We start from the raw sequence: 15,822 nt of genomic DNA, 5'->3' as shown, positions 1-15,822 counted from the left end.
TGAACGGCACAAACACGCAAACTCAAGTTAGAGACCTATAGCGTGCAACGTTATAGGATCAAGTGACTAAGTGCACATGGTGGATGCCTTGGCGATCACAGGCGATGAAGGACGTTGTAGCCTGCGAAAAGCTGCGGGGAGCTGGCAAACAAGCTTTGATCCGCAGATGTCCGAATGGGGAAACCCACCCTCGCAAGAGGGTATCACACACTGAATACATAGGTGTGTTGAAGCGAACCGGGTGAACTGAAACATCTCAGTAACTCGAGGAAAAGAAATCAACCGAGATTCCGGTAGTAGCGGCGAGCGAAACCGGAGCAGCCGTGACGATTTAGCATGTTGTATAACCGAAGGCCCTGGAAAGAGCCGCCGTAGCAGGTGATAGCCCTGTAGGTGAAATACAGTATGTGGAACTAAGCGTCAGACAAGTAGGGCGGGACACGTGAAATCCTGTCTGAAGATGGGGGGACCATCCTCCAAGGCTAAATACTCGTGATCGACCGATAGTGAACCAGTACCGTGAGGGAAAGGCGAAAAGAACCCCGGAAGGGGAGTGAAATAGATCCTGAAACCGTGTGCATACAAACAGTAGGAGCCTCTTTATGGGGTGACTGCGTACCTTTTGTATAATGGGTCAGCGACTTACATTCAGTGGCAAGCTTAACCGAATAGGGAAGGCGTAGCGAAAGCGAGTCCGAATAGGGCGATTTTAGTCGCTGGGTGTAGACCCGAAACCAGGCGATCTATCCATGGTCAGGTTGAAGGCACGGTAACACGTGCTGGAGGACCGAACCCACTAATGTTGAAAAATTAGGGGATGAACTGTGGATAGGGGTGAAAGGCTAAACAAGCCTGGAAATAGCTGGTTCTCTCCGAAAACTATTTAGGTAGTGCCTCGCGTATTACTGCCGGGGGTAGAGCACTGTTATGGCTAGGGGGTCATTGCGATTTACCAAACCATGGCAAACTCCGAATACCGGCAAGTACAGCGCGGGAGACAGAGCACCGGGTGCTAACGTCCGGACTCAAGAGGGAAACAACCCAGACCGCCAGCTAAGGTCCCTAAAACGGGCTAAGTGGGAAACGAAGTGGGAAGGCTTAGACAGTCAGGAGGTTGGCTTAGAAGCAGCCATCCTTTAAAGAAAGCGTAATAGCTCACTGATCGAGTCGTCCTGCGCGGAAGATGTAACGGGGCTAAGCCAGTTACCGAAGCTGCGGGTGTATATCTTCGATATACGCGGTAGGAGAGCGTTCTGTAAGCCTGCGAAGGCAGATTGTAAAGTCTGCTGGAGGTATCAGAAGTGCGAATGCTGACATGAGTAGCGATAAAGGGGGTGAAAAGCCCCCTCGCCGTAAGTCCAAGGTTTCCTGCGCAACGTTCATCGGCGCAGGGTGAGTCGGCCCCTAAGGCGAGGCAGAGATGCGTAGCTGATGGGAAGCTGGTTAATATTCCAGCACCGTTGCAGTATGCGATGGGGGGACGGATTGCGAAAGGTTATCGGGGTGTTGGAAGTCCCCGTTGCTGCACTATAGAAGGCGCTTTAGGCAAATCCGGGCGCGTAATTCAAGGGTGTGGCTGAATAAGACTTCGGTCTTAAACTAATCGGAAGTGGTCCCAAGAAAAGCCTCTAAGCTTCAGTACTGCACGACCGTACCGCAAACCGACACAGGTGGACGGGATGAATATTCCAAGGCGCTTGAGAGAACTCAGGAGAAGGAACTCGGCAAATTGATACCGTAACTTCGGGAGAAGGTATACCCCGGTAGTGTGATGGGCCTGCGCCCTGAGCATGAAGGGGTCACAGAGAATCGGTGGCTGCGACTGTTTATTAAAAACACAGCACTCTGCTAACACGAAAGTGGACGTATAGGGTGTGACGCCTGCCCGGTGCCGGAAGGTTAAGTGATGGGGTGCAAGCTCTTGATCGAAGCCCCGGTAAACGGCGGCCGTAACTATAACGGTCCTAAGGTAGCGAAATTCCTTGTCGGGTAAGTTCCGACCTGCACGAATGGCGTAACGATGGCCACACTGTCTCCTCCTGAGACTCAGCGAAGTTGAAGTGTTTGTGATGATGCAATCTACCCGCGGCTAGACGGAAAGACCCCATGAACCTTTACTGTAGCTTTGCATTGAACTGTGAACCGGCCTGTGTAGGATAGGTGGGAGGCGTTGAAACCAAGTCGCTAGATTTGGCCGAGCCAACCTTGAAATACCACCCTGGTCTGTTTGCGGTTCTAACCTTGGCCCGTTATCCGGGTTGGGGACAGTGCATGGTGGGCAGTTTGACTGGGGCGGTCTCCTCCCAAAGCGTAACGGAGGAGTTCGAAGGTACGCTAGGTACGGTCGGAAATCGTGCTGATAGTGCAATGGCATAAGCGTGCTTGACTGTGAGACTGACACGTCGAACAGGTGCGAAAGCAGGACATAGTGATCCGGTGGTTCTGAATGGAAGGGCCATCGCTCAACGGATAAAAGGTACTCTGGGGATAACAGGCTGATACCGCCCAAGAGTTCATATCGACGGCGGTGTTTGGCACCTCGATGTCGGCTCATCTCATCCTGGGGCTGTAGCCGGTCCCAAGGGTATGGCTGTTCGCCATTTAAAGAGGTACGTGAGCTGGGTTTAAAACGTCGTGAGACAGTTTGGTCCCTATCTGCCGTGGGCGTTGGATACTTGACGGAGCCTGCTCCTAGTACGAGAGGACCGGAGTGGACGTACCGCTGGTGTATCGGTTGTCATGCCAATGGCATTGCCGAGTAGCTATGTACGGAAGAGATAACCGCTGAAGGCATCTAAGCGGGAAACTCGTCTGAAGATTAGGTATCCCGGGGCCTAGAGCCCCCTGAAGGGCCGTTCGAGACCAGGACGTTGATAGGCTGGGTGTGTACGTACAGTAATGTACTTAGCTAACCAGTACTAATTGCCCGTGCGGCTTGATCCTATAACCTTGCAGGTTAACGTGATTCAAGTGCCGTTCAAACAAATTGAAAGTCTGCCCTAACCCGGCAGCAACAGCACCGCTAAACAACGCAACCCAACACTGCAAAACATAAGTACTCACCATCGTGTGTGATGCATCACGCACCACACGTTGCTTCTTCCACGATTGGCCCAGGTTGGCCTAAGCAGTTCACCAGCCCAGGCAACAAGTTACGCTTGACGACCATAGCGAGGTGGTCCCACCCCTTCCCATCCCGAACAGGACCGTGAAACACCTCTGCGCCGATGATAGTTGATTAACGTCTGTGAAAGTAGGTCATCGTCAGGCTTTTATACCAAAACGCCCCGCAACTCATCGTTGCGGGGCGTTTTACTTTGTGCGCGCTCACAGTCGCCACCTGCGGCCGCCCGATAGGGCTGCATACCGGCGGGGCGAATGATAAACCCGCGGCAAGCAGGTCACAGCCTGCACAAGTAATGCGCAACGGACAGGGGTTCAGGAGCAGCTCAGGCGTACGATCGACGCTCATCTCAACCTGCTGGCGATGCTTCCAAGCTGCGTCGCATCACACCGTCTTGCACAACCGCAGCAGTTGGGCTGTTTCATACACCGGCAACCCCATCACGCCACTGTAGCTGCCATTGACGTTCACAATAAAGGCCGCGGCTTTCCCCTGGATGCCATAACCACCCGCTTTGCCCCAGGGCTCGTCCCCGCTGGCAAATCCTCTATGCCAACCTGTTACGACGCTGGGTCTCGGATCATCAGCGCCAGCAATTACGGCTTGAGCCGAGCGTAGCGCCATCGCAACCGACACCGTTGCAACGGCATGCCACGCAGAGCACATCGGATGCTGCCCGGGATCGGCCACAAGAATGGCCAACACCCACCAACTCCGTGTTAAACCTATGTGGTGCCTCTATGCCAGGGCTTTATTCCCATCGGCTATCGTACGAAAATACCGGCAGACGCCAGTGAAATCGAATCGCTAGAAGGCGGAATGTAACGCCACCGGTGAAGCAAACCAGCATCGTGATGTTTTCTCCCAATCCGAAACTTTTCAGAATCAGGAAAAGAACACAGACGAACAATGATACGCTGGCGTAAAGCTCACGCCTGAAAACAATGGGTACCTGGTTGCACAGCACATCGCGCACAACGCCCCCACTGATCCCTGTCAACATCCCCGCAATGATGACAACGGCTGTCGTGTAGTTCAATCCAAGTGCGATTGTGCAGCCGATCACTGAGAATGCAACAAGTCCAAGCGCATCCAGAACAAGAAATATCTGCTTCAGGTGGTGCATGTAACGGGCGACCAGGACGGTAATCAGTCCGGCACTCAGTACGATGTAGAGGTATTCAGGATGTTGCGTCCAACCGATGGGGTAGTTACCGAGAATAACGTCACGTATGGTGCCCCCGCCCAGAGCCGTGACAGAGGCGATGACTGCGACACCAAAAATATCCATTCGGCGGCGTCCGGCTGCCAGTGCCCCCGACATTGCTTCTGCGGTGATCGCGATAAGGTAAATAACCAGCATCATGTTAAGGTTCAAGGCGCTGAACGGATGCGGAGAAAGTGTGATCGTGTCCATAACAAATTGGCTTGCCAAAGGGTGGAGAGGTGGCGAATGGATGTCTGCTGAGTATGACGGGTTAAAATACTACCCACATTATCTGACACCTGTGTATTGGAGGGTTTATGACCGACGCATTACCGCCGGAAGAAAACAACGGTTTGTCACTCAAGTGGCTGACACACATTATTTATGGTCTGTTTGCACTGGGTGTTGTCACCGCCGGTTTTATTGGTGTTGCGACCATAGCATCAATGGTTCTGGCGTATATGAAACGCAGTGATGCGGCCGGTACGATTTATGCCGTACATTTCGACTGGGTGATCAAGACGTTTTGGTGGGGGCTGTTGTGGTTCCTGATCAGCGCAATCCTGACATTCATTTTTATCGGCTGGATTACCGGGTTGGCGGCCCTGATTTGGGTGGTCTATCGCCTGATCAAAGGCTGGTTGGCATTAGTCGAGGGTAATGCACCCGCACCTGAGCTTTAACGTGTTCAACGCCCGGAGCATTTAGTCCGCGCCAGTTTGTTCGGGTGTTGGCGAACAGAAATGTGCCTGATAAAAAAACCGCACCGCATCGCTGTGATTTTGCAGCGTGCAGGTGCGGCTTGCTTGCCCTTTGTACATGTAGACATGACGGGGCACGTGCCTTTTTCAGGCGTTTACTTCAGGTGGGCGCTGACCAATTTGGTCATTTCGAACATGGATACCTGGTCTTTGCCAAAAATCGGGCGAAGTTTATCGTCAGCGTTAATGTTGCGACGGTTTTCCGGATCTTGAAGATTGTTCTTTTTAATGTAGTCCCAGAGTTTTTTGGTGACTTCGGTGCGCGGCAACGGTGTGGCCCCGACAACGGCGGCCAGCGTGTCGCTAGGGGTCAGTGGCTTCATGAACGCCGCATTTGGTTTGCGCGCGGTTTTTGCAGTAGTTGCCATAAAAAATTGCTCCATATTGAATAAAAAACGTCAGGGTCGAGCATAACGCGTCTTGGCCCTGACAGCAAAAGAGTTTGTACCCGATTTTTTCTGCCTGCGCATCGGTAAAATCAGCGCCGAACCGTTGGTTCGCAGTTGCCAGATCCGATGCGCCGTATTCATCTAGAAGGTATTCATGACTTCGTCGATTTCAACTTTAACCATCAAACGTCCGGATGATTGGCACCTGCATTTGCGTGATGGCGCCATGTTGCGCGCCGTGGTCGCTGACACTGCCCGTCAGTTTGGTCGGGCCATTGTCATGCCCAATCTGACACCACCCGTGACAACTACAGAAGCAGCACAGGGCTACCGCAGCCGCATTGTGCAGGCGCTGCAAGACAGCAGCTTGCCTGCATCATCATTTACGCCACTGATGACGCTATATTTGACTGACAATACGCCGGCAGATGAAATACGCAAAGCGTCGGGAAGCGGCATTGTATACGGTGTGAAGCTTTATCCGGCAGGGGCAACGACCAATTCTGATGCAGGCGTGACCAATTTGCTACGGTATTGCACCGGCGCGCTTGAAGCCTTGCAAGATACGGGGTTGCCGTTGCTTGTTCATGGCGAGGTTACTGACCCTGACGTTGACATTTTTGATCGCGAGGCGGTTTTTATTGATCGGGTCATGATTCCGTTACGCAAGGCATTTCCTGCGCTGAAAGTCGTGTTCGAACATTTGACAACACGACAAGGCGTGGAATACGTACGCGATGCCGAGGGGCCCACAGGAGCAACAATAACCGCTCATCACTTGCTTTATAACCGCAATGCCTTATTTCGCGGTGGCGTACGACCGCATTGGTACTGCCTGCCGGTCTTGAAACGCGAGACGCATCGCCAGGCATTGCTCGAGGCCGCTACCAGTCTCAGCAACCGGTTCTTTCTGGGCACTGACAGTGCTCCACATTCGCGTAATGCCAAAGAAAATGCATGCGGTTGCGCGGGGTGTTATACCGCACTTCATGCTATGGAACTGTATGCTACGGCATTCGACTCAGTGGGGCGGCTTGATCGGTTAGAGGCGTTTGCAAGCCTGAACGGGCCCGCATTTTACGGGTTGCCGGTTAACCAGGATACGCTGACACTTCAGCGTCAGGCATTCGACATTCCAGAGCGGGTCCATCCGGACCAGGCAGATTTAGTGCCCTTGGCCGCCGGTGAGCAACTGCCCTGGAGCATCGTTCGGGGTTGAGTCAAGTCCCGGGCGGGTATAGTTCCGGGGCAGAGTAGCCGTTGCGGCTTGTACTATCGCTCAGGATTAAGAAGCGTCTGCCTCAGGTCATCTCGTGTGAGGCAGATGTTCAGCAGGTGTTTCAAGGCCTGCCATTAAAACGGAAATATCGTCTTGCCGCACGATTCAACGTGCCGTCTCACAGCAGGTTTATTCCGACCCGGCACGTTTCGCTTCCAGAGCTTCCCAGCGCTCAAACAGTCGCATCAGGTCAGCGTCGATTTCTTCGAGCTGGGCATTGATGTCCTGAACCTTGGCGGGATCACTGGCGTAAAGGCTGCCATCGGCAAGTTGCTCTACCAGCATGGCCTGACGTGCCTCAAGCGCGCCGATCGCGTCGGGCAATCCGTCCAGTTCTTTTTGTTCCCACGAAGTGATACGTGCAGTTTTGACTGGCTTGGGGCGTGTTGATGCGGGTTTTGTTTCCTGATCGGCTGTATGCAACGAGGCGGCTTTTGGAGCCTGCCCGACGAGCTGCGATAGTTCGGGTTCGGCATGGCCCGCAGCGCGGCTTTGCGGGACGTCATCAGGCCGTTGTTCCAGCCAGTCATCGTAGCCGCCTGCATATTCGCGCCAACGTGCATTGCCTTCCCAGGCAATGGTTTGCGTGACGACGTTATTCAGAAAGGCGCGGTCGTGACTGACCAGCAGTACAGTGCCTTGATAGTCTTGCAGCAATTCTTCCAGAAGCTCAAGGGTTTCGATGTCCAGATCGTTGGTGGGCTCATCCATGACCAGCACATTGGTTGGACGAGCAAACAGTCGAGCCAGCACCAGACGGGCGCGTTCGCCACCGGAAAGGCTGCTGACCGGTGATTTGGCGCGGGCGGGCGGGAACAGGAAATCTTCCAGGTAGCTCATGATGTGCTTGCGCTGGTTTCCAATTTCGACCCATTCGCTCCCAGGGCTGATGGTGTCAGCCAAGGTAGCGCTCTCATCGAGTTGCGAACGCATTTGGTCGAAATAGCCCACCGTGATGTTTGTACCCAGTTTGACGGTACCGGAATCGGGTTTGAGCTCGCCGAGGATGATTTTCAGCAGGGTTGTTTTTCCGACGCCGTTTGGCCCGATCAGGCCGATACGGTCTTGTCGCAAAATGACGGTGGAGAAATCGTTGATCAACAGATGGCCATCGTAGCCATGCGAGACGTGGTCAAGTTCAGCGACCAGTTTCCCGGAGCGTTGGCCTTCGGCGATGGCCAGGCTGACATTGCCTGTGCGCTCTCGGCGTGCGGCCCGGTCGCGGCGTAGTTGTTCAAGGCGGAGCACGCGGCCTTCGTTGCGTGTGCGGCGTGCTTCAACCCCTTTTCGAATCCAGATCTCCTCCTGGGCAAGCACCTTGTCGAACTTGGCATTTTGCGCTTTCTCGGCTTCAAGCCATTCGGCTTTGCGCTGCTGCCACTGACTGAAATTGCCCGGGAAGCTGAACAGTTTTCCGCGATCCAGTTCGACGATCCGGGTGGCAACGGCGTCAAGAAAGCGGCGGTCGTGCGTAATGAGGATCACAGAGCAGCGCGCCTGTTGCAGACGTTGTTCAAGCCATCCGATACCAGTGAAGTCAAGGTGGTTGGTCGGTTCATCGAGCAACAGCAGATCGGGTTCGTCGGCCAGAGCGCTGGCCAGCGCTACCCGCTTGCGGGTCCCCCCGACAAGCCGTCGATCAGGGCGTTCGGCTCAAGACCCAGCTCATCAATCAGTGCCTGGGCCCTGGCCGGGCGTGACCAGTCTTCGTGCTCAGTGAAATTACCGCTCAGGACTTCAAGGACAGTTTGGTCGGGAGGCAGGTCGGGCTCTTGTTCGACAGTGGCTATTTTTAATCCGCCAACCCGCATGACTTCGCCGTCATCGGGTAAGGTTCGACCGTCAATCAGCTTGAGCAGTGATGACTTGCCCGCACCATTGCGCCCGATTAGACCCACGCGCTCATGGGTAGCGATGGTCAGATCGGCATTGTCGAGCAAGGGATGGTGGCCATAGGCCAATTGCAGTCGGGTCAGTGTAACGAGTGGGGTGGCGGCCATAAAAATACATGCATATAGAAGAATGATGTGTATTGTCGCAGTTTGTGGCGTTTCGTTCAGTGAGGGGCATTTAATTTGGCTACAATGCCCGGGCGGGGCAGGCCGGGCAATCGCGGTATCACGTATATCGAGGAAGGTCCGGACTCCACAGGGCAGGGTAGCGGCTAACAGCCGTCCGGTAAGCAGGTGTCACCACCTGCAAGCCGAGGAACAGGGCCACAGAGACGAGACTGATACGCGGGCATGCTTGCATGCACTGACACGGCGACTTCCGTGCGGCGTGTCCTGTTTTCAGGGCACAGCGTAGCTGGGTGAAACGCGGTAACCTCTATCCGGAGCAACACCAAATAGGCATACGACGAGCCCTCGGGCTCAAAGGGCGGCCCGTCCGAGTATGCGGGTAGGTGGCCAGAGCACGTCAGTAATGGTGTGCCAAGACGAATGATTGCCCACCGGGGTTTGCCCCGGTGTACAGAATCCGGCCTACAGGCCTGTCCCGCATTTATTGCACTCCCCCTTTTCGCATCCGGTTGCAAACCCGATAGGGTTTCGTGCGGCGGTGCGCATAAAGCACTTCCAATTGATCTTCCAATCCCTTGATTTAACGAAAGAAATTCCTGGTTAAAAATCTTTGATTTGACTGTAAGTACTTGTTGTCATTGAAAAAAATGACCTTAAGCGCTTGACCGCGTGTTGCCATTGTCGTAGAGTGGGAAAAAGTAGGAAAATGTGCAAAAAAGTGGGGGAAATGTGTTCCAGGGATGCAGTGCGTTAACTCTCGATGCCAAGGGGCGGGTTTCGATACCCACCCGGCATCGTGACGCGCTTGTTTCCGCCGAGCAGGGGCGTCTGACGCTTACTCGCCACCCTGATGGCTGCTTGCTGGTGTATCCACGCAGCGTCTGGGAAGAGCGCCGTGATGTCATCGCACGTTTTCCGATGTCGGCGCGAGCGTTGCAACGGTTGTTGCTGGGTAATGCACTTGATGTCGACATGGACGCGGCCGGTCATATTCTGGTATCGCCCGAGTTGCGGCAGGCTGCCGGGCTTGTGCGTGACGTCATGTTGTTGGGAATGGGTAACCATTTCGAGCTTTGGGACACCGCCGAGTGGGGGCGTCGTGAAGCCGAAGACCTGGCCAAGGGCATGATGTCCGACGCCCTCGACGATTTTTCTTTCTAAGGGCCGTCATGGCATTTGTTCACCAGACTGTTTTGCTTGAACCGACGGTCAGCGCCCTCCTTGATGAGTCTTTCGGTCAGAAACGTAACGTGTTGTCGGCCGTCGCTGATCCTGCAGGACGGCTGCAGGGTGTTTATGTTGACGGTACGTTCGGGCGTGGCGGGCACAGCCGTTTGTTGCTCTCCCGCCTGGCTCCCGAGGCGCGTCTGGTCGTGTTTGATAAAGATCCTTTGGCCATTGAAACTGCCCGCGCCATGCAGCGCGAGGACAGTCGTATCACCATCGTGCATCAGGGCTTTGCGTCGATGGCGCAGGCCTTGGCTGATCTGAATATTGACCGTGTCGACGGCGTGATGCTCGATTTGGGGGTTTCTTCGCCCCAGATTGATGATGCCGGGCGCGGGTTTTCGTTTATGCGTGATGGTCCACTGGACATGCGTATGGATACCAGCAGGGGTTTAACCGCTGCGCAATGGCTGGCTCAGGCCAGCGTCGATGAAATCAAGGAGGTCGTAGCAAAATATGGCGAAGAACGGTTTGCTTTCCAGATTGCAAAGGCGGTTGTTGCTCGCCGCGAATCCAGGCCGCTGTGCACAACGCTCGAACTCGCCGAGCTCGTCGCCAGTGTCGTCCGCACGCGCGAAAAGGGTCAACATCCGGCCACTCGTACCTTTCAGGCTATACGGATTTACATCAATCAAGAGCTCGAAGAGCTCGCGCTCGCCCTCGAGGCAGTTTTAACGCTGCTGGCTCCCGGGGGAGGGTGGCGGTGATCAGTTTCCACTCCCTTGAAGACCGTATGGTAAAGCAGTGCTTTATGGCTGCCTCGCGTCCGCCTGAAGCCACTGCGCGGTTACCGATACCAGAAAAAGACATGCCTCAACCCTTGTTGCGACCATTGGGCCGGGTTCTGCCCGATGATGCCGAGGTTCAGGGAATCCGCGTGCGCGCTCTGCAGTGTTGCGTGTGGCTGAACGCACGTCAACGCCTTTGCCACCCGAAGGTGCGGCATCGTTTGTCAAAGGTCTGCGTCTTTCATTCGAACAGCCGGCGGCTGGTGGTCACAAGCGGAGGCGTCAATGAACCGACTTTCGCTCGTTCTGGCTGTAGTGTTGATGCTTTCGGCGATCTCGCTGGTGACAGCGCGGTATCAGTCGCGTCAATTGTTCATTGCGTCTGAGCGTGCGGCTGCCAAAACTCAAGAGCTTGACGTTGAATGGCGACGGTTGCAGCTTGAGCGAGCCGAGCTTGCCCGCAATGCACGGGTCGATGAGTTCGCCCGGCGTGATTTGCAAATGGTTGTGCCTCGTCCGGACAGTACGGTCTATCTCAAGGACAATCGTGTGGTTTCCGGTGTCATGGCACCCGTCAAGGGGCAGCCATGAAGCGGTTTCGTTTTTATGACAGTCCCGTCCTCAGCGTTCAAATGCCCATGTGGCGTTCACGACTGGTCCTTATCCTGATGATGGTAGGGTTTGTCATGCTGATCGCCAAGGCGCTTTACCTGCAGGGGTTGTCGAATGATTTTCTGCAGCGTCAAGGTGAACGGCGCTATGAGAAAACGCTGGTGCTGTCAGCGATGCGGGGCAAGGTGTTTGATCGTACAGGCAAGGTCGTGCTGGCCTCCAGTGTTCCTGTCAAGGCCATCTGGACGGTTCCCGAAGACGCCCGGGGTGCCAGGCCTGAACAGATTGCCCGGCTGGCGCAGTTGCTTGAGATGACGGTCGCCGATATTGAGGCGCGTCTGGCCAACGTTGACAAAACTTTTGTGTATATCAAACGTCAGGTTGATCCCGACGTCGCCGAAGAAATTCGCCAGCTGCGGATTCCGGGTATCCACCAGCAGGATGAGGTTCGCCGGTTTTATCCTGAGGGCGACATGACAGCGCATGTACTCGGCTTCACCAACATTGAAGACCGGGGCATTGAGGGAATCGAGCTGGCGTATAACGATTTTCTGTCGGGGCAGCCCGGTAGCCGACGGGTTATTCGCGATCGCCTCGGACGGATTGTCGAAGATGTGCAGGCTGCCGTGCCGCCGATACACGGGAAAGACCTGTACCTGTCCCTGGATGTCGGCGTGCAGTTCGACCTGTATGCCGCCTTGAAGGCCGCAATGGTCGAGCACAAGGCGACCGGGGCAGCAGGGGTCGTTATTGATTCGCAAACCGGCGAAATTCTGGCGCTGGCCAACCTGCCGGCCTATAACCCCAATGACCGTACCAGCCGTTCGGGCAATGAGTTGCGTAACCGTGCGATCGTCGACACGTTCGAACCCGGTTCGATCATGAAGCCATTTACCGTAGGTCTGGCGCTTGACCTCGGGCGCATTCGTACTGATACGAAGTTTGATACGGGTAATGGCAAATATCAGTATCACGGGGCAACCATATCCGACGTCTCGCGTAACGGCGTTGTCGATGCTGCCGGCATCTTGCGCCGGTCCAGCAATATTGGCATGACCATGATCTCCGAGCGGCTGACGTCACAGGAAATGTGGACCAAGTTTACCGAACTGGGCTTCGGGCGGGCTCCGGAGGCCAATTTCCCTGGCGTTGCGGCGGGTCGTCTGCGCCCTGGGAGCGCTGGCGTCCCATTGAGCGCGCGACCATGTCGTATGGCTATGGTCTGTCAACTTCGCTGCTGCAAATTGCGCATGCCTACACAGCCTTCGCCCGCAATGGCGACATGGTGTCGCTGACTCTTTTACGTCGCCAGGGCAAGCAGCCGACCAGTGTGCCTGTGTTTACACCAGGAACCGCGACGACGATTCGGGGGATGCTGGAAGCGGCGGCCGGTCCGGATGGTGCCAAGCTGGCCCAGGTCCAGGGTTATCGGGTGGCCGGTAAAAGCGGTACGGCTCGCAAGATTGTCGATGGAAAATACAGTACAAAACGTTACCGTAGTTCGTTCGTCGGGTTTGCTCCGGTTTCGAATCCCCGCATTGTGGTCGCCGTCAGCATCGATGAGCCGCAGTCCGGTGTTTATTATGGGGGCGTGTTGCCGCCCCGGTTTTTGCAAATGTAGTGGCCAGCAGCCTGCGCCGTATCGGGGTGGTTCCCGATGCGCCGGTCGCTTCCGTGGTAGCGGTAGGCCCCAAAGAAGGAGCCGCCCGATGACGCGTGATGGCCTGATTTCAACGTTGGTGTCGCTGGTCAAGCGTGATGCCCATTTATGTCTTGATTCACGGCAGGTGGGTGGCGGCGATGTTTTTTGCCCTGTCCGGGTCGGCAGCGGATGGCCGACAGTTCATCGAACAGGCCATAGAGGCTGGGGCGGCCGCCATCGTCACGGCCCACGACATCGATGTGGGACAGTCGCCTATCCCGGGTGTGCCGGTTATCGTGGTTCCTGGCTTGTCGACACTCGTGGCCGATGTCGCGCACGAGTGGTATGGTCGGCCATCCGAGGCCTTGACGGTCGTGGCGGTGACGGGCACCAACGGTAAAACGTCAACGGTTCAGTGGCTGGCACAGGCCCTGAATCGCGAGGACGTGGCGTGCGGAACCATTGGTACCCTGGGAGTCACTCTGCCCGATGGCACCAATCTGGGGGCTCTTTGACGACTCCCGATGTGCTGACCCTGCACCGGAGTCTGGCCGCACTGCGCGATGCTGGTGCACGTGTAGTCGCACTTGAAGCTTCATCCATTGGCATTGATCAGGGGCGCCTGCAGGCCGTCACCATTGAAATTGCAGCGTTTACAAACCTGACGCATGATCACCTTGATTATCACGGCACGGTTCAGGCGTATGTGCAAGCCAAGCAAAAACTGTTTCACTGGCCTGGGTTGCAGCGTGCGGTCATCAATCTTGACGACCCGGTCGGGCGCGACATTGCGCAAGCCATCCGTGACGAGAACCTGTTGCACCTGACGGGGTATTCGATTGAAGGGGGTACCGGGGCCAGTGTATGCGCTACCGATATTCAGACGGGCGGTCACGGGGTCATCTTTAATCTTGTGCTGGCCGAAGGCGTGGCGCAAATCGTGACTCGCCTGGTCGGGCGACACAATATTTCAAATTTACTGCTGGTTGCCGGTGTTTTGCAGGCCATGGGCTGGCCGCTGTCGCGAATTTCGCGTGCGTTGGTTCAGCTGCAATCGGTGGATGGTCGTCTGCAATTGGTCGAGCCTGTTGTCGCTGGCGAGAAACCGGTTGCGGTGCCGATGGCGGTAGTCGATTATGCCCACACGCCCGATGCACTGACACGTTCACTCGAGGCCTTGCGGGAAGTGGCGGATGCGCGCGGCGGCAAGCTGTGGGTAGTGTTCGGTTGCGGTGGTGATCGCGACCGTGCCAAGCGCCCGATGATGGGGGAAATCGCAGGTCGACTTGCCGATCACGTGGTCTTGACCAGTGACAACCCGCGCAGTGAGCCGTCTGAGCAAATTCTGGCTGAAATCGTCAAAGGCATGATGACCGCTGCGGTGGTTATCAACGATCGTGCCGATGCCATCCTGTCGGCGTTTTGGCAGGCCCGGCCAGAAGACGTTGTCTTGCTGGCGGGTAAAGGCCATGAAACCTATCAGGAAATGCAGGGTGTCCGCTATCCATTCGACGATCGTGAGTGGGCGCGTGTCGCGCTGACGCTGCTGCAGGGGCCATCGATTTCTACAGACTCCCGGGCTCTTGAACCCGGGCAGCTTTTTCTGGCGCTCAAGGGCGAGTCGTTTGATGCACACGATTATCTGGATCAGGTGGCACAGGCCGGCGCATGTGCTGCCATCGTCGAACGTCGCCAGCCGGGTTCCTTGCCTCAATTGGTCCTGGGCGATACCCGAGCTGCGTTGACCCGACTGGGTCGGCAGTGGCGCCGGCGCTTTACATTGCCCGCGATTGCGGTCACTGGCAGCAACGGCAAGACAACTACCAAAGAAATGCTGGCCGCGATTCTGCGTGCATGGGTCGGGCCTGATGCCGCATTGGCGACATCGGGCAATTACAACAATGATATTGGTGTGCCATTGACGCTGTTACGGTTGCGATCACACCATCGTGCGGCTGTTTTTGAGTTGGGAATGAATCATCCGGGCGAGATCGCCAGCCTTGCCGAGCAGGCCATGGCGACGGTCGCCTTGGTTAACAATGCCCAGCGTGAACATCAGGAGTTCATGCATTCCGTAGAGGCAGTTGCGCGTGAAAACGGGGCTGTCCTTGAGGCTTTGCCGGCTGACGGCACGGCCGTGTTTCCCGGTGATGATGCGTACACCGGATTGTGGACTGAACTGGCCGGCACTCGCCAGACCCGTTGTTTTGGCCTGACGTCCGGTTTTGACATTTACGCTGACCACATCCATGCCGAGCCAGGGCGGACCCGTTTCACGCTGCATACGGTCGATGGCTCTGCCAGTATCGACTTGTCAGCACCCGGACGGCACAACCTCAGAAACGCTCTGGCAGCGGCCGCATGCGCGCTGTCCGCAGGGGCTCCGTTGTCTGCCGTGGTTGATGGGCTGCAGGCCTTCAATCCGGTTCAGGGGCGTATGCAACCGCACGCGCTGGCAGACGGCTATCAACTGATTGATGACAGTTACAATGCGAACCCCGATTCAGTTCGTGCCGCTATCGATGTTCTTGCCGCGCTTTCAGGCCGCAAGGTTCTCGTGCTTGGCGGTATGGCTGAGGTTGGTGAAAACGGTCCGGCCATGCATGCTGAGGTAGGGGCTTATGCGAAGGCGCAGGGGGTGGATATTCTCCTGACGCTGGGGCAAGCCGCACGTGAGTGTGCGCTTGCATTTGGTTCGGGTGCCGAAATGTTTGATCAGGTTGATGATGTGTTGGTTCGTCTGCGTGCGCTGGTGCCCGCCAATATTTTGGTCAAGGGTTCACGTAGCAGCCGTATGGAGCGTGTTGTGCTGGGTTTCCAGAAAGAAAAAGC

General features: G+C 55.9%; 6 protein-coding genes, 2 rRNA genes, 1 other RNA gene and 5 pseudogenes. 10 read left to right on the top strand and 4 right to left on the bottom strand.

All coding sequences use genetic code 11. The features are described 5' to 3' along the window. Positions 1–56 precede the first annotated feature (56 nt). Together N7E01_RS03260 and rrf are read left to right on the top strand one after the other, a co-directional pair. Positions 57–2,943 (top strand): 23S ribosomal RNA (locus tag N7E01_RS03260). Positions 2,944–3,157: 214 nt separating this feature from the next. Beyond that, positions 3,158–3,270 (top strand): 5S ribosomal RNA (gene rrf, locus N7E01_RS03255). A 238-nt stretch (positions 3,271–3,508) separates the two neighbouring features. Here the strand turns inward: rrf and N7E01_RS03250 are convergent. Both N7E01_RS03250 and N7E01_RS03245 read right to left on the bottom strand, forming a co-directional pair. Continuing rightward, positions 3,509–3,670 (bottom strand): annotated as a pseudogene (locus N7E01_RS03250) (Maf family protein); the annotation flags it as partial. 205 nt (positions 3,671–3,875) lie between these two features. Then, positions 3,876–4,541 (bottom strand): trimeric intracellular cation channel family protein, encoded by a 666-nt coding sequence (locus tag N7E01_RS03245; RefSeq protein WP_289174609.1) that lies wholly within the window; start codon positions 4,539–4,541, stop codon positions 3,876–3,878. A 107-nt stretch (positions 4,542–4,648) separates the two neighbouring features. Between N7E01_RS03245 and N7E01_RS03240 the strand changes: the two genes are divergently transcribed. Beyond that, positions 4,649–5,014 carry a DUF4870 family protein gene (locus tag N7E01_RS03240; protein ID WP_289174608.1) on the top strand — a complete coding sequence of 122 codons (366 nt, stop codon included), beginning with the start codon at positions 4,649–4,651 and terminating at the stop codon, positions 5,012–5,014. A 173-nt stretch (positions 5,015–5,187) separates the two neighbouring features. Here N7E01_RS03240 and N7E01_RS03235 read toward each other — a convergent pair whose 3' ends face one another. Then, positions 5,188–5,460, bottom strand: coding sequence for an SWIB/MDM2 domain-containing protein (locus N7E01_RS03235; protein WP_289174607.1), 273 nt, complete (start codon positions 5,458–5,460; stop codon positions 5,188–5,190). A gap of 175 nt (positions 5,461–5,635) precedes the next feature. Here N7E01_RS03235 and pyrC point away from each other — a divergent pair, with 175 nt between their 5' ends. Continuing rightward, positions 5,636–6,700, top strand: coding sequence for a dihydroorotase (pyrC, locus tag N7E01_RS03230; protein ID WP_289174606.1), 1,065 nt, complete (start codon positions 5,636–5,638; stop codon positions 6,698–6,700). A 189-nt stretch (positions 6,701–6,889) separates the two neighbouring features. Here the strand turns inward: pyrC and N7E01_RS03225 are convergent. Then, a pseudogene (locus tag N7E01_RS03225) lies at positions 6,890–8,760 on the bottom strand (ABC-F family ATP-binding cassette domain-containing protein). Between the two features lie 94 nt (positions 8,761–8,854). On the opposite strand from N7E01_RS03225, the gene rnpB reads away from it, so the two are divergent. The 6 genes and pseudogenes from rnpB to murF form a co-directional block, all read left to right on the top strand. Next, positions 8,855–9,262: RNase P RNA component class A (rnpB, locus tag N7E01_RS03220), an RNA gene on the top strand. 248 nt (positions 9,263–9,510) lie between these two features. Continuing rightward, positions 9,511–9,942 carry a division/cell wall cluster transcriptional repressor MraZ gene (gene mraZ / locus N7E01_RS03215; RefSeq protein WP_289174605.1) on the top strand — a complete coding sequence of 144 codons (432 nt, stop codon included), beginning with the start codon at positions 9,511–9,513 and terminating at the stop codon, positions 9,940–9,942. Between the two features lie 8 nt (positions 9,943–9,950). Continuing rightward, positions 9,951–11,025: pseudogene (gene rsmH / locus N7E01_RS03210) on the top strand (16S rRNA (cytosine(1402)-N(4))-methyltransferase RsmH). Next, positions 11,022–11,327, top strand: a complete 306-nt coding sequence (gene ftsL / locus N7E01_RS03205; RefSeq protein ID WP_289174604.1) for a cell division protein FtsL — start codon at positions 11,022–11,024, stop codon at positions 11,325–11,327. Before rsmH ends, ftsL begins: the two are co-directional and overlap by 4 nt. Further along, positions 11,324–13,061 (top strand): annotated as a pseudogene (locus N7E01_RS03200) (peptidoglycan D,D-transpeptidase FtsI family protein). Before ftsL ends, N7E01_RS03200 begins: the two are co-directional and overlap by 4 nt. Beyond that, positions 13,058–15,808: pseudogene (gene murF, locus N7E01_RS03190) on the top strand (bifunctional UDP-N-acetylmuramoyl-L-alanyl-D-glutamate--2,6-diaminopimelate ligase MurE/UDP-N-acetylmuramoyl-tripeptide--D-alanyl-D-alanine ligase MurF); the annotation flags it as partial. The pseudogenes N7E01_RS03200 and murF, both read left to right, overlap by 4 nt. Positions 15,809–15,822 lie beyond the last annotated feature (14 nt).

The organism is Neopusillimonas aromaticivorans (assembly GCF_030344915.1).
GTDB lineage: Bacteria > Pseudomonadota > Gammaproteobacteria > Burkholderiales > Burkholderiaceae_B > Neopusillimonas > Neopusillimonas aromaticivorans.
Note: the sequence above shows the minus strand (reverse complement) of the source record. Positions and strands in the feature narration are given on the sequence as shown.

Coding starts and splice junctions, on each gene's coding strand:
- N7E01_RS03245 (WP_289174609.1), bottom strand. CDS start 4,541: ATGGACACGATCACACTTTCTCCGCATCCGTTCAGCGCCTTGAACCTT.
- N7E01_RS03240 (WP_289174608.1), top strand. CDS start 4,649: ATGACCGACGCATTACCGCCGGAAGAAAACAACGGTTTGTCACTCAAG.
- N7E01_RS03235 (WP_289174607.1), bottom strand. CDS start 5,460: ATGGCAACTACTGCAAAAACCGCGCGCAAACCAAATGCGGCGTTCATG.
- pyrC (WP_289174606.1), top strand. CDS start 5,636: ATGACTTCGTCGATTTCAACTTTAACCATCAAACGTCCGGATGATTGG.
- ftsL (WP_289174604.1), top strand. CDS start 11,022: ATGAACCGACTTTCGCTCGTTCTGGCTGTAGTGTTGATGCTTTCGGCG.